Genomic DNA, 13,271 nt, shown 5'->3' on the forward strand with positions numbered 1-13,271 from the left:
CCTCCCCGGTCCCTCCTGTGGGAGGATCACATGTACTCACCCGTACAACGTCGCACCCACGAGGAGCGTGCCCATGTCGCCGAATCCGATCGCCGAGACCGTCGCCTCACTGATGCCGAGGGCGAAGGCGGAGCTCACCGAACTGGTGGCCTTCAAGTCGGTGGCGGACTTCGACCAGTTCCCGAGGAGCGAGAGCGAGGCCGCCGCGAGCTGGGTGGCGGACGCGCTGCGCGCCGAGGGCTTCCAGGACGTGGCGCTGCTCGACACCCCGGACGGCACGCAGTCGGTGTACGGCTTCCTGCCGGGCCCCGAGGGCGCGCCGACGGTCCTGCTGTACGCGCACTACGACGTCCAGCCGCCGCTCGACGAGACCGCGTGGGCGACCCCGCCGTTCGAGCTGACGGAGCGCGACGGCCGGTGGTACGGCCGGGGCAGCGCCGACTGCAAGGGCGGCGTCATCATGCACCTGCTCGCGCTGCGCGCCCTGAAGGCGAACGGCGGCGTGCCGGTGAACGTGAAGGTGATCGCGGAGGGCTCCGAGGAGCAGGGCACGGGCGGCCTGGAGCGGTACGCGGAGGAGCACCCCGACCTGCTGGCGGCCGACACCATCGTCATCGGCGACGCGGGCAACTTCCGCGTCGGTCTGCCGACGGTGACGTCGACGCTGCGCGGCATGACGCTCGTACGTGTCAGTGTCGACACCCTCGAAGGGAACCTGCACTCCGGGCAGTTCGGCGGCGCCGCCCCGGACGCGCTGGCCGCGCTGGTGCGCACGCTCGACTCGCTGCGCGCCGAGGACGGTTCGACGACGGTCGACGGTCTGACGAGCGACGCCGTCTGGGACGGGCTGCAGTACGCGGAGAGCGACTTCCGCAGGGACGCGAAGGTCCTCGACGGTGTGGGGCTCATCGGTGAGGGCACGGTCGCCGACCGCATCTGGGCGCGCCCCGCCGTCACGGTCCTCGGCATCGACTGCCCGCCGGTGGTCGGCGCGACGCCGTCGGTGCAGGCGGCCGCGCGGGCGCTGATCAGCCTGCGGGTGCCGCCGGGCGTGGACGCGGCCGAGGCGACGAAGCTGCTCCAGGCGCACCTGGAGTCGCACACTCCGTGGGGTGCGCGGGTACGGACGGAGCAGATCGGGCAGGGCCAGCCGTTCCGCGCGGACACGACGAGCCCGGCGTACGCGGCGATGGCCGAGGCGATGGGCGAGGCCTACCCCGGCGAGGAGATGCAGTACGCGGGCCAGGGCGGCTCGATCCCGCTCTGCAACACCCTCTCGACGCTCTACCCGCGCGCGGAGATCCTGCTGATCGGCCTGAGCGAGCCGGAGGCGCAGATCCACGCGGTCAACGAGAGCGTGTCGCCGGAGGAGTTGGAGCGGCTCTCGGTGGCCGAGGCGCTGTTCCTCCAGAAGTACGCGGCCAACTGAGCGCGGCGGCCAACTGAGCGCGTCTGAGCGCACCCCGCCGAGCCGGCCTCTGCCGGCGCGGCCAAGGAGCCCCGTCTACGGACGGGGCTCCTTCTCGTGGTCGACGCAGTGCCGCGCGCCCGTGCGGGTGGCTAGCCGGGGAGCGGGATGCCCGCCTCCAGGTAGAGCGTGGCGCCGCGTTCCCGCGCACGGAGCGCCCAGCGCAGTCGTTCGTAGCGCACGGCGGGCAGCAGGTCGGCCGCTTCCTGTTCGGTGACGAAGCGCCAGTCGCGGAGTTCGGGCCCCGGCAGGAGCATGCTGACCGCGCCGCTGTCGAGCCGCCCGCCGTCGAAGAGGAAGCGCATCCCTCCGTAGCCGGGCGGATTCGGCGGTTCCCAGTCGGCGACCAGCAGGGGCGGGGTGCCGGTGAGTTCGATGCCGGTCTCCTCCGCGACTTCGCGCACGCCCGCGCGCGCGGGCGCCTCGCCGGGCTCGACGACACCTCCGGGGAACTCCCAGCCGGCCTTGTACGTGGGGTCGACCAGGAGTACCCGGTCCTGCTCGTCGAAGAGCAGCACCCCGGCGGCGAGGGTCTCGGCGGTGGGCTCCGGTGTCTGCACGATGTCGCAGACGGGCGCGGCGCCGTTGCGGACGGCCTCGGCGATACGTTCGGCGGTCTCGAAGGGCGTGAGGACGCTGGTGTCGACGACGTGGGCGTCGCCGTCGAGCCAGGCGGCGCGGGCCGCGCGGAACGGCTCTACGTGGTCGAAGGCCCACTGCCGCACCCGCAGATCGCCGTCGGGCTCCTGCGGCACGGGACGGCCGGATATCCGCTCGCGCAGGATCGTTTCGTCGGGTGCGAGCAGAACGTGGTGCACGCTGATCCTGCGCGCCGCGAGACCACCGAAGATCTCGTCGCGGTACTCCTGCCGCAGCAGTGTCATCGGCACCACGAGGACGCCGCCGACCTCGGCGTGCATCGCGGCCGCGGTGTCGATGACCAGACGGCGCCAGATCGGCAGGTCCTGATAGTCGTTCACCTCGTCGAGGCGCTTGGGCGGCAGGAGGTGGGGCAGGGTGCCGCCGATGACCTCGGGGTCGAAGAGCGTGCTGTTCGGGATCAGCTCGATCAGTTCCCGTGCGGCGCTCGTCTTCCCCGCGCCGAACGCACCATTGATCCAGACGATCACGGTTCCCCCTCTTCTGTTGGCCCCCTGTGGCTTGCCCGCAACACCCTGCCATGGAAACCCGGCCCTGATGGGAGCGGAGGCCGCCCACGGCCCCAGGTGTCGCTCCCCGCCTCGCCGTCAAGGGGATCGGCGCAACTTCACCCCAAGGTGTGGTGCTGCCCTTCCGTGAATCGTTCCCGCACTGCGGGGCGCATCCACCCCCGCTAGCGTTTTCCCCGGCAGGCCCCCCAGTCCCCGGGCGCCTCTCATAACTGGCACTCCCGTTGCGCCACGCTCCCCCGGAGCATGTCGGCGCCGGCGCTGGGGGGATGGATGCGGCAGCACGAACTGAAGACATTCACGCGCGAGGTCTCCGATCAGCCTCCGCGGGTGTACGGACTCGACCACGCGATAGTGATCGAACTCCACGGGGAGATCGACCTGGTGGCCTACCAGCGCACGGTGGCCCTGATGGACGCCGTGACCGCGGGCCCCGAGCCCGTCGTGGTCATCGACCTGAGCCGGATCACGTTCATCGACTGTTCCGGGCTCTCCCTGCTCATGCGGGCCCACCGGAGGGTGACGGCGCGAGGCGGGCGCCTGTGCATCGTCTGCTCGCACCGGCTGACCCTGCGCATGCTGCGGGTCACGAAGCTCAGCGCGGCCCTGTCACCGGCGCCGACGCTCAGCGCGGCGCTCCTCGACCCGCCCGACCACGAGGCGTCCTGAGGCTCCGCGCCGCCTCGTGGTGGAGCTGGTAGTGCTCGCGCCAACTCGGTGTCGCCGCCCCGCCCATGACGGTCATCACGACGTCATGGGCGAGGGTGTCCGTCACGGGCAGGTGACCGAAGAGGACCCGGTGGTAGGTCGGGGCGCCGAGCATGTCCAGGAGCAGGTCGATGTCGGCGTCGGGCCGGATGTCGCCGCGCTCGACGCCCCGCCGTAGGGCCGCCTCCGTGGTGGCCCTCCTGGGGTGGAAGATCGTCTCGGTGAAGACGCGGTCCAGGGCGGGGTCGTCGGCGAGTTCGGCCATGAGCGCCGGCAGCGTACGCCGCCCGAGGCTCCCTCCGAAGGCACGGCTGAGGCTGTCGATGCCCTGGATCAGGTCGCAGTGCGTGCACCCCGTGTCCGGTGTGGGCGCGGTCCCCATCGTGTCGGCCAGCGCGGCGATGACGAGATGCTGCCTGGACGGCCAGCGGCGCCGGATGGCGGGCTTGGTCGTACCGGCACGCCGGGCCACCGCCTCCATCGTCAGGCTGGGATAGCCCGCCTCCTCCAGCAGCTCCTGAGTCGCCGTCAGGATCGCCTCGTCGAGCCGGGCGTCACGAGGGCGTCCGGCGGGGCGGGACCGCGCGGGGTCGGGGGTTGCCATGGGGGCGAGTATAGGTAGCATGACGTTTCGTTCCGGTCCGGATCGAAACGTAAAGGAGGGGGTTGCCTTGCACGAGCGGGAGCCGAAGACGGCGGGGGCCACGACGGCCGCAAACACCGCGTCTGCCATGGACGCGACGACCGCTGGGGATGCCACGTCTGACGGAGGCGCCATGTCTGTGGGGAGCGCCGCATCCGCTGGGAGCGCCACGTCCGCAGGGGGCGCCGCGTCCGCCGGGGGCGTCATGGACGCCGCGGAGGTCGCCCGCGAAAGTGTCTTTCGCGCTCCCCACGCCGCCTTGACCTGGGGCATCGTGCTCTCGGTCGGCCTGGTCGCCTTCGAGTCGATGGGCGTGGCCACCGTTCTGCCCGAGATCGCGGGCAGGCTCGGCGGCCTCGGCGCGTACGGCTGGGGCCTGTCCGCGCTGATGCTCACCAACCTCATCGGCACCGTCGCCGCGGGCCGCGCCGCCGACCGGCGCGGCCCGGCCCGCCCGCTGGCCCTCGGCCTCGCCGTCTTCGCCGTCGGCTGCGCGCTGGCCGGGTCGGCGCCGAACTGGCCGCTGTTCCTCACCGGACGCTTCCTGCAAGGGCTGGGGGTCGGCGCCGTCATGGCCCTCGCGTACACCGCGATCGCCCTGGCCTATCCGCAGCGGCTGCGTGCCCGGATGTTCGCGCTCGTGTCGGGCGGTTGGACCGTTCCCTCGCTGATCGGTCCGACGATCGCCGCGCTCATCTCCGACCACGTGTCGTGGCGGGGCGTGTTCGTGCTCCTCCTGCCGCTGGTGGCCCTGGCGGCCGCGCTCGCGCTGCCCCCGCTGCGTCGTCTCGGCGGGCCCGGACAGCCGCCCGCGGCGGACGACGGACCGTGGTGGTCCACGCCGGTGGCGCGCAGCGTGCTGCTCGCCGGGGGCACGGGGATCCTGCTGGCCGGCCTGGAACTGCGCCGACCCGTTCTGCTGGCCGTGCTGGTACTGGCCGGTGGCGGCGCGGCCGTCGTGGCGCTGCGCTCGGTCACTCCGGCCGGCACGCTCAGCGCGCGGCGGGGTGTGCCGACGGGGGTCGTCCTGCGTTTCCTGCTCTGCGGCGCGTACTTCGGGAGCGAGGCGTTCCTGCCGCTCGGCCTCGTCGAGCTACGGGGGCTGAGCGCGACGGAGGCGGGGCTCGGCCTTTCGGCGGGCGCGATCACGTGGGTGCTGGGCGCGGCCTGGCAGGGCAGGGCCGACGGCCGCTGGAGCGGGCGATCGCGGGCGGTGCCGATCGGGGCGGGGTTCGCGGTGCTGCTCGTCGGCATCGTGGTGATGGCGCTGGGCGTCCTGGTCGACGCGACACCTTCGTTGACGGCTGTGGCGGGGTGGGCGATCGGCGGCGCGGGAATGGGCGTCGCCTTCAACGCGGCGACCACCGACACCATGGAACAGGCTCCGGCCGACCGGCAGGGCGAGGCGAGCGGGGCGATGCAGCTCGCGCAGACGCTGGCGGTCGCGGTGCTCAGCGGTCTCGGGGGCGCGGCGGTGGCGCTGTCGGACGCGCACGGGGCGTCGGTGTCGGTGGCGCTGACGGCGACGTTCACGCTCACGGCGGTGCTGGCGGCGGCGGGGGGTCTGATGGCGCGGAGGATCAGGGCGGGGAGGGCGTGACTCGCGGCTCTACGACGCCGCCTTCCGCTTCCGTTCGTCGGGCGTGAAACCGCGAAGTGTCCACAGTCCGTACAGGGCCAGCAGCGGTTTGGCAGGCATCCACTCGCCGGGGCGGTAGTCCTCCGCGCGGACCAGCTTCTCCGCGAGGTCGGGGCGCTGCCGCCGCAGGTACGCACGGGCCTTGAGGGCGTGGGCCGGCTGCGAGGCGATCTTGATGCGGTCCACGCCTTCGAGGAGTGGGATGACGTTGGTGATGTTCTCCCAGGTGGTCGTGGACCGGTCTTCGAGGAGCACCGTGCCGTCGAATCCGAGGACCGACTTGGCGTAGTCGGTCATTAGTTGGGCCTCCGTCGCGCCCGTACCGGTCGCACCGCCGCTGAAGATGACGCGGGTGGTCTGCGTGGTGCCGGGGCCGGGGCCGGTGGTGGAGCGGGCGGTGGAGCCGGTGGCGGTGGTCGTGGAACCAGTGGCGGTGATGGAGCGGATCCCGGCACGGACGCGCCAGCGGTTGATCAGGTTCGCCGCCGCCTGCGGGTTCCGGTACCCCAGCACCACCACGGCCTCCGAAGAACCCCCGCCGCCGCTGCCCACGCAACTGCGGGACCAGCGCCAGTTCAGCCACTCACCCCAGCCCACCACAACCCCGGCTCCCACCGCTGCCCCCACCAGTCCTGACCTACGCCGCCGCATGCGGCGACCCTAAAACACTTAAGTACCGCGGCATTCGCGGCACTGCACTGACGCGCAGATTGCCACGGCGCAGGTCGCCTCAGCTCAGCGGGGAGTGATCGTTACCGTCGCATGCTGCTCGCCCGGCCCCGTGGGTCTGGTCCGGAGTCGGGTCGGCTGGGTCGGCAGTCTGCCCTCGGTGAGGGCGAAGCGCGGCAGTGACACCTCGTACGTGTCCGCTATCGCACGCAGGGCACGGCTCTCGTCCGCGCGGTCGGCGGCCGGTCCGGCGGGGTCCGGGAACAGGTGGTCGGGGGCCAGCTCCGCGGGGAGCTCGCCCCATTGGAGGCGGTTGGCCCCGTGGACGGTGAAGCCATGGCGCTCCTCGCCGTCCTCGACGCAGGCGAAGTGGAACAGGCCGTCATGCCGCCAGACGGTGAGCGCGCGGGTGCCGCGCGACAGTTCGGCGCCCGGGTGGGCCGGACGGTCCGGGTCGGAGCCGAGCATGCGGTGCGACTCGAAGGCGAAACTCCAGCTGCCTGCGGCGCCAGGCCGTCCCACGGCACCTATGCGGGCCATGGGCCCACGCCGCTCCCCCTGCCACGCGTACTCGAGCCCGAGGAGTTCCGCCCCGCTCGCCACCGGCTCCAACGGCCCCGTCCCGAACCGCTCCGCCAACTCCTCGGGCCGCACGCCCTCGACCAGGACGAACCGGTACGCGCCGCGGCGGAGCCCGCCCATGCTCTCCTCGTCCGCCAGCCAGGCGAGCCCGTCGCGCACGCTCTCGACCGTGGCGGCGGCAGGCACAGGAACGGGAATCGCCTCCCCCTGCCCGGCCCGAGGGGTGCGCAGCAGCTCCCGGCCCCGCTCCGGTGTGATCACCGGACCGAGCACCGGATCGCCGAGCAGCCCGAACGGAGCGATGTGATCGTCCGAGTACGGTTCCCACCGCGGAACCGCTCCCGCGAGCACCCGCCAGGCGCCGTCCGTGTCGCCCCACCGCGCCAGCTCCCTGGCCTCCTTGACGGCACGTCCGAAGACACCGGGCGACTCGTACTCGTACGTACGCCGCCTGATCCGCTCCAGGACCACCTCGGCCCGCTCCCTGTCCGACGCATAGTCATCGCTCGCAGGACCGAGCACGAAACGGTCGTCCGCCCGCCCCTCGCGCAGATGGCCCCGGACCTTCAGTGGCAGTACCTCACCCGCGTACAACGGGTCGTCCATACGCGGATCGACCGGCACCCAGCCGTGCCCGTCGAGCAGCGCCCGCAGCTGGGAGGCCAGGAGCTGCGCCCGCGGTCTGCCGAGGTCCGCAGCCTCACCGAAGACGGCGAGCGCCTCGTCCAACTCGCCCGCCAGACACCGCAGTCTGGCCTCCTCCACCCGGTCGTCGAGCTCACGCGTCACCCCGTTCTCGAACCCGGGATCGCTGCCGCCCGATCGGTAGAGGTCCTTGTACATCTCCTCCATGAACGCGCGGAACGACTCGTACCGTTCGGGTCCCTCACCGCTCCACCCATGGTGTACGTAGACCGCCCACTCCCCGTCCGCGTCCACCTCTCCCGGGTCGAGCAGCACGTCGGTCATGTCGGAGTCGAGCGACAGCTGCAAGGCACGCCCCCACATGCCGGCGTGCAGCACTTCCTGCGCGGTGGGGTTCTCCCCCACCTTCTCCTCGTACGACTTCTGCAGCCGGAACGGATCCCCGTACGGCACGATGTCATCCGCTCCCGCCAGCAGATAGACGGAACCCCCCGCGTGCCGCCAACCATCCGTCACCTCGAGGAAGGAGCGCAGCGAGGGCGGCAGCGGCACCGCGATCCCCAGCCCGCGCAAGCGCTCCTCCAACGCGGCCATCCGCTCGGAACCGGCCGGACCGAACCCCAGCCAACGGCTCCGCACGACGTCCTCGTCCAGCTCCTCGAACTCCTCCGGCTCACTCGCGGCCAGCGCGTCCAGCCACTCCCCGCTCCACCGCTCGAGCCAGGGCCCCCACTCGAAGATCTCCATGCGTGCCATCGTGACAGCCACCACTGACAATTGCCGCTGGCGTCGGGGTCGATGGCCGCCCGACGCCAGCGGCCGCACCGGGTGCAGGGCCGTGCCCGGTCGGGGGTCCGGGTACGTCCCTGCGTGAAGTACTTCGTGGGCAGGGGCGGTTTTGGATGCGGCGTCAGAGGGGTTTCGCCGCCGAGGCATGGGAGCCTCCTGCGAGCCGGTCGTGGCGCCTCACCCCTTCCCCGCCCTCTTCTTGGCCGGCGCGATGAACTCGCCCCGAGTCTTGGCCTGTTCGTACCCCTGCTTGTCGAAGACGCTCTTGCGGTGGAAGACGGCCCACGGATAGTAGTAGTACGGAACGAAGTACTGCTTGCCCTCGTGCGTGGACTGGTCCTTCGGCGTCTGCGAGAAACCACTGAAGTCCTGCCACACGTCGCTGATGTCGACCCGCAGGCCCTTCTCCGCGAAAACCTCGACCGTCTTCCCGGTCTTTTTCTCGTACGCGTCGAAAGCGTCCTGGAACGCCTTCTTCGGTACCGTGTCGGAGAAGTTGGAACCGACGGTGACCTCGTTCTCGTTGCCGCCGGGAGAGCCGGGGCAGAGGCGGCCGGGACATCCGATGTCCTGTCATGTCGGGCTCACCTGACGGCCCGGCAGACCCACTGAACGATGACTGCCATGAGTATGCGAGTACGGAGGAACGTAACGATGCGTCATCTCCCAGCCCGCACCACCCGTACGAGAGTGGTCGGATCACTGACCGCCGCCCTGCTCTGCGCCGCCGGGCTCGCCACGCCCGCCGCGGGCGCCACCACCCGTGACGCCGCCACCCCACCCGCCGACGCCCCACCCGCTGCCATGCCGAACCCCGCCGCCCCCTCGGTGAAGCTCCCCGACGGTCTCGCCCGCACTCCGCCCATGGGCTTCAACAACTGGAACTCCACCCATTGCCGCGCGGAGTTCGACGAGGCGATGGTCAAGGGAATCGCGGACATCTTCGTCGAGAAGGGGCTGAAGGACGCCGGATACCAGTACGTCAATCTCGACGACTGCTGGGCGCTTCCGCAGCGTGACGCGAACGGCAAACTGGTGCCCGATCCCGTCCGTTTTCCCAACGGGATCAAAGCGGTCGCCGACTACGTCCACTCCAAAGGCCTCAAACTCGGCATCTATACGAGCGCGGGCACCAAGACCTGCAATGTCGCGGGCTTCCCCGGTGCCCTCGGGCATGAGCGCAGCGACGCCCAGCAGTTCGCGGACTGGGGCGTCGACTATCTCAAGTACGACAACTGCAACAACCAGGGTGTCGACGCCAAGCAGCGGTACATCGCCATGCGCGACGCGCTGAAGGCCGCCTCCGAAAGCACCGGAAGGCCCATCGTCTACAGCATCTGCGAATGGGGCGAGAACAAGCCCTGGGAATGGGCGGCGGACGTCGGCCACCTCTGGCGCACCACCGGTGACATCAGCGACAACTGGGGCTCCATGTTGTCGATCATGAAGAGGAACCTGCCGCTCGCGAAGTACGCCGGTCCCGGCCACTGGAACGACCCCGACATGCTCGAGGTCGGCAACGGCGGCATGACCGGCACCGAGTACCGCACCCACTTCTCGATGTGGTCGATCATGGCCGCGCCCCTGCTCATCGGCTCCGACCTGCGCAAGGCCACCCCCGAGACCTTCGAGATCCTCGGCAACAAGGAAGTCATCGCCGTCGACCAGGACCCGCTGGGCAAGCAGGGCGAGGTCGTCTCGTCGCAGGGCGGACGCTGGGTCGTCGCCAAGGAGATGAAGGACGGCAGCCGCGCCGTCGCCCTCTTCAACGAGACCGGCAGCCCGCAGTCCGTCGCCACGACGGCGAAGGCGGTCGGACTTCCCGACGCCGACGCGTACACCCTGCGCGACCTGTGGCAGCACAAGAGCTACAACACGGCCGGCCGGATCGCGGCGACCGTCCCCGCGCACGGCACCGTACTGCTGCGCGTCTCCGCCGACGGCAAGTGGGCGCACCACCCGCCGGCCATCGAACTTGGCCTGAAGGGCGGCCTGTTCGTTGAGGCCGGCAAGCCCGCCGACGTGACGTCCGAGGTCACGAACCTGGGCCGTACGCCCGCCCAGCGGGTCGCCGTGACGCTCGGCGCGCCCTCGGGGTGGACCGTGAAGGCCACATCGCCCAGCACGGCGCGCTCGCTGCGGACCGGCACGTCGCTCGCCACGTCCTGGACCGTCACCGCGCCGACGGGCACGAAGCCGGGATCGTACGACGTGCGTCTGAAGGCCACGTACCGCTCACCGCAGGGCGTCCGCGCGGAGACGGTGCTGCCGCTCTCCGCCCAGGTGGTCGTGGCGCCCCCGGCCGGCGACTCGCTCCTCGGCGACCTGCCGTGGCTGTCGGCGACCAATGGCTGGGGACCCGTGGAGCGCAACACCAGCAATGGGGAGAGCGGCCTCGGCGACGGCAGGCCGATCACGATCGGCGGCAAGGTGTACGCGAAGGGGCTCGGCGCGCACGCGGAGAGCGCCGTCGAGTACTACACCGGGGCGGCCTGCGAGAAGGTCACCGCGCGGGTCGGCGTCGACGACGAGACGATCGTGAAGGGCACGGTCGCCTTCGAGATCTGGGCGGACGGCAGGAAGGCCGCCTCGACCGGTGTCCTCACCAACGCGATGCCCGCGCAGGAAATCTCCGCGGACGTGAGCGGAGCCCAGGTCGTACGCCTCGTCGTCACGGACGGCGGCGACGGCATCGACTCCGACCACGGCGACTGGGCGGAGGCCACGTTGAGCTGTTAGGGCCTGCGTCGGAAGCCCGCCTGCCCCGCGCCCCCGAACAGGGCCTAGCGTCCGGCAGCGGGAGCGGCCAGGCGCGCCGTCGCGCTCGGCTCCAGGTCGAGCGCGGCCGCGGCCGCGCCCACCAGCCCCGCGTCCGTGCCCATCAACGCGGGCGCCACGGTCAGTTGGCGTACGAAGGACAGCGTGGCGTAGTCCCGCAGGGCGCGGCGCAGCGGGGTGAAGAGCACGTCGCCCGCCTTCCCCACTCCCCCGCCGATCACCGCGATGTCGATCTCGACGAGGGTGGCCGTGGCGGCGATCCCGGCGGCCAGCGCCTGGGCCGCCCGTTCGAAGGAGGCGAGCGCCACGGGGTCACCGGCACGGGCGGCGGTCGCCACCGCGGCCGCCGACGTGTCGCCGTCGGCGCCGGGGAGCCAGCCGCCTTCGATGGCGCGGCGCGCGATGTTCGGGCCGCTCGCCATCCGTTCGACACAGCCCCGCGCACCGCACGGGCAGGCGTCGCCGTCGAGGTCCACACTGATGTGGCCGATGTGCCCCGCGTTGCCCGTGGGGCCCGCGTGCAGCTTGCCGCCGAGGACGAGGCCGCCGCCGACGCCCGTGGACACGACCATGCACAGCGCGTTGTCGTGGCCGCGCGCCGCGCCCTGCCAGTGTTCGGCGGCCGTCATCGCCACGCCGTCGCCGACCAGGACGACGGGAAGCCCGCCTGTCGCCGCGCGGACGCGGTCGACCAGCGGGTAGCCGCGCCAGCCAGGGACGTTGACCGGGCTGACCGTGCCCGCGGAGGCGTCCACGGGGCCCGCGCTGCCGATGCCCACGGCTGTCGCGCGGCCCCACAGGTCGCCGGCGGTCAGCTCGCCGAGGACCTCCTCGACCGCCCGCATCACCGTGTCGCCGTCCTCACGCGCGGGCGTCGGACGCTGCGCCCGCAGGAGGATACGGCCGCGCCCGTCCACCAGGGCTCCGGCGATCTTGGTGCCGCCGATGTCGAGTGCGGCGACGAGGTCCATGTGCATCTGTGTCGGGTCTCCTGGTGTATCGGCAGGCCGGAGAGAGTGCGAAGGTCAGTCTCCCTTGCATCTGACAACGTTGTCCAGGCCCTATGCTCGACGCCACATGCTCATGGACCACATCATGGACCACCTCGTGGACGACAGGACAGGACAGCGCACCGTGGCCGAGACCGCCGCCCGACGACCCGAGAACCGGTACGGCAACCGGCCGACCATGAAGGACGTCGCCGCGCGCGCGGGGGTCGGCCTCAAGACCGTGTCCCGCGTCGTGAACGGCGAGCCGGGCGTCACCCCCGACACCGAGCGCCGCGTGCAGGAGGCCATCGACGCGCTGGGCTTCCGCCGCAACGACAGTGCGCGCGTCCTGCGCAAGGGGCGCACCGCCAGCATCGGCCTCGTACTGGAGGATCTGGCCGACCCCTTCTACGGCCCGCTGAGCCGTGCCGTCGAGGAGGTCGCGCGGGCGCACGGCGCGCTGCTGATCAACGGGTCGAGCGCGGAGGACCCGGACCGCGAGCAGGAGTTGGTGCTCGCGCTGTGCGCGCGGCGTGTCGACGGGCTCGTGGTGATTCCGGCCGGGGACGACCACCGTTACCTGGAGCCGGAGATCGCCGCCGGTGTCGCCACCGTCTTCGTCGACCGGCCCGCCGGGAAGATCGACGCCGACGTGGTGCTCTCCGACAGCTTCGGCGGCGCGCGGAACGGCGTCGCGCACCTCATCGCCCACGGGCACCGCCGCATCGGCTTCATCGGCGACCAGCCGCGCATCCACACCGCGATAGAGCGCCTGCGCGGGTACCGCGCGGCGATGGAGGACGCGGACATTCCCGTCGACGAGGCGTGGGTGTCGCTCGGCGTCACCGATCCGGAGCGGGTGCGCGTGGCGGCCGAGACGATGCTGAGCGGCCCGGAGCCGGTCACGGCGGTGTTCGCGGGCAACAACCGGGTGACGGTGACGGTCGTACGCGTCCTGGCCTCGCTCGACCGCCCCGTGGCCCTCGTCGGCTTCGACGACATCGAGCTGGCGGACCTGCTGAACCCCGGCGTGACCGTCGTCGCGCAGGACGCGGCACAGCTGGGCAGGACGGCGGCGGAACGGCTGTTCCGTCAGCTCGACGGCGCGTCGGAGGCCCCGGAACGGATCGAGCTGCCGACGCGGCTCATCACGCGCGGGTCGGGGGAACTGCCGCCCGCGGACCGGTAGTCC

The 13,271-nt window shown here is 71.8% G+C and carries 11 protein-coding genes; 5 read left to right on the top strand and 6 right to left on the bottom strand.

What is annotated here, in order from left to right:
- Positions 1-73 precede the first annotated feature (73 nt).
- Positions 74-1,429, top strand: coding sequence for a dipeptidase (locus DEJ49_RS03420; protein WP_150182318.1), 1,356 nt, complete (start codon positions 74-76; stop codon positions 1,427-1,429).
- 131 nt (positions 1,430-1,560) lie between these two features.
- On the opposite strand, the gene DEJ49_RS03425 is transcribed toward DEJ49_RS03420, so the two are convergent.
- A complete protein-coding gene (locus DEJ49_RS03425) occupies positions 1,561-2,598 on the bottom strand; it encodes an NUDIX hydrolase (protein ID WP_150182319.1) in 1,038 nt (345 codons plus the stop codon).
- A 312-nt stretch (positions 2,599-2,910) separates the two neighbouring features.
- Between DEJ49_RS03425 and DEJ49_RS03430 the strand changes: the two genes are divergently transcribed.
- Positions 2,911-3,306: an STAS domain-containing protein gene (locus tag DEJ49_RS03430; RefSeq protein ID WP_150182320.1), complete on the top strand. Its 396-nt coding sequence runs from the start codon at positions 2,911-2,913 to the stop codon at positions 3,304-3,306.
- Here DEJ49_RS03430 and DEJ49_RS03435 read toward each other — a convergent pair.
- Positions 3,263-3,949: a TetR/AcrR family transcriptional regulator gene (locus tag DEJ49_RS03435; protein WP_223832709.1), complete on the bottom strand. Its 687-nt coding sequence runs from the start codon at positions 3,947-3,949 to the stop codon at positions 3,263-3,265. The two genes, DEJ49_RS03430 and DEJ49_RS03435, sit on opposite strands and share 44 nt — an antisense overlap.
- Positions 3,950-4,247: 298 nt before the next feature.
- Here DEJ49_RS03435 and DEJ49_RS03440 point away from each other — a divergent pair, with 298 nt between their 5' ends.
- Positions 4,248-5,588: an MFS transporter gene (locus DEJ49_RS03440; RefSeq protein ID WP_223832710.1), complete on the top strand. Its 1,341-nt coding sequence runs from the start codon at positions 4,248-4,250 to the stop codon at positions 5,586-5,588.
- Between the two features lie 9 nt (positions 5,589-5,597).
- Here the strand turns inward: DEJ49_RS03440 and DEJ49_RS03445 are convergent, their stop codons facing one another.
- From DEJ49_RS03445 to DEJ49_RS36835, 3 genes are all read right to left on the bottom strand, one after another.
- Positions 5,598-6,278 carry a YdcF family protein gene (locus tag DEJ49_RS03445; protein ID WP_150182322.1) on the bottom strand — a complete coding sequence of 227 codons (681 nt, stop codon included), beginning with the start codon at positions 6,276-6,278 and terminating at the stop codon, positions 5,598-5,600.
- Positions 6,279-6,362: 84 nt separating this feature from the next.
- A complete protein-coding gene (locus DEJ49_RS03450; protein ID WP_150182323.1) occupies positions 6,363-8,270 on the bottom strand; it encodes an SMI1/KNR4 family protein in 1,908 nt (635 codons plus the stop codon).
- Positions 8,271-8,489: 219 nt separating this feature from the next.
- Positions 8,490-8,690, bottom strand: coding sequence for an extracellular solute-binding protein (locus DEJ49_RS36835; RefSeq protein ID WP_190329257.1), 201 nt, complete (start codon positions 8,688-8,690; stop codon positions 8,490-8,492).
- 276 nt (positions 8,691-8,966) lie between these two features.
- On the opposite strand from DEJ49_RS36835, the gene DEJ49_RS03460 reads away from it, so the two are divergent.
- Positions 8,967-11,051 carry an NPCBM/NEW2 domain-containing protein gene (locus DEJ49_RS03460; protein ID WP_190329258.1) on the top strand — a complete coding sequence of 695 codons (2,085 nt, stop codon included), beginning with the start codon at positions 8,967-8,969 and terminating at the stop codon, positions 11,049-11,051.
- A gap of 44 nt (positions 11,052-11,095) precedes the next feature.
- Here DEJ49_RS03460 and DEJ49_RS03465 read toward each other — a convergent pair whose 3' ends face one another.
- Positions 11,096-12,067: an ROK family protein gene (locus DEJ49_RS03465; protein ID WP_150182325.1), complete on the bottom strand. Its 972-nt coding sequence runs from the start codon at positions 12,065-12,067 to the stop codon at positions 11,096-11,098.
- A gap of 106 nt (positions 12,068-12,173) precedes the next feature.
- Between DEJ49_RS03465 and DEJ49_RS03470 the strand changes: the two genes are divergently transcribed.
- Positions 12,174-13,268, top strand: coding sequence for a LacI family DNA-binding transcriptional regulator (locus DEJ49_RS03470; RefSeq protein ID WP_409235446.1), 1,095 nt, complete (start codon positions 12,174-12,176; stop codon positions 13,266-13,268).
- Positions 13,269-13,271: the final 3 nt, after the last annotated feature.

The sequence above is a fragment of the Streptomyces venezuelae genome, from assembly GCF_008642335.1.
GTDB lineage: Bacteria > Actinomycetota > Actinomycetes > Streptomycetales > Streptomycetaceae > Streptomyces > Streptomyces venezuelae_F.

Bases quoted from the DNA above. Each gene is read 5' to 3' on its own strand.
- DEJ49_RS03420 (WP_150182318.1), top strand. From the start codon at position 74: ATGTCGCCGAATCCGATCGCCGAGACCGTCGCCTCACTGATGCCGAGG.
- DEJ49_RS03430 (WP_150182320.1), top strand. From the start codon at position 2,911: ATGCGGCAGCACGAACTGAAGACATTCACGCGCGAGGTCTCCGATCAG.
- DEJ49_RS03435 (WP_223832709.1), bottom strand. From the start codon at position 3,949: ATGGCAACCCCCGACCCCGCGCGGTCCCGCCCCGCCGGACGCCCTCGT.
- DEJ49_RS03445 (WP_150182322.1), bottom strand. From the start codon at position 6,278: ATGCGGCGGCGTAGGTCAGGACTGGTGGGGGCAGCGGTGGGAGCCGGG.
- DEJ49_RS03450 (WP_150182323.1), bottom strand. From the start codon at position 8,270: ATGGAGATCTTCGAGTGGGGGCCCTGGCTCGAGCGGTGGAGCGGGGAG.
- DEJ49_RS03460 (WP_190329258.1), top strand. From the start codon at position 8,967: ATGCGTCATCTCCCAGCCCGCACCACCCGTACGAGAGTGGTCGGATCA.
- DEJ49_RS03465 (WP_150182325.1), bottom strand. From the start codon at position 12,067: ATGCACATGGACCTCGTCGCCGCACTCGACATCGGCGGCACCAAGATC.
- DEJ49_RS03470 (WP_409235446.1), top strand. From the start codon at position 12,174: ATGGACCACATCATGGACCACCTCGTGGACGACAGGACAGGACAGCGC.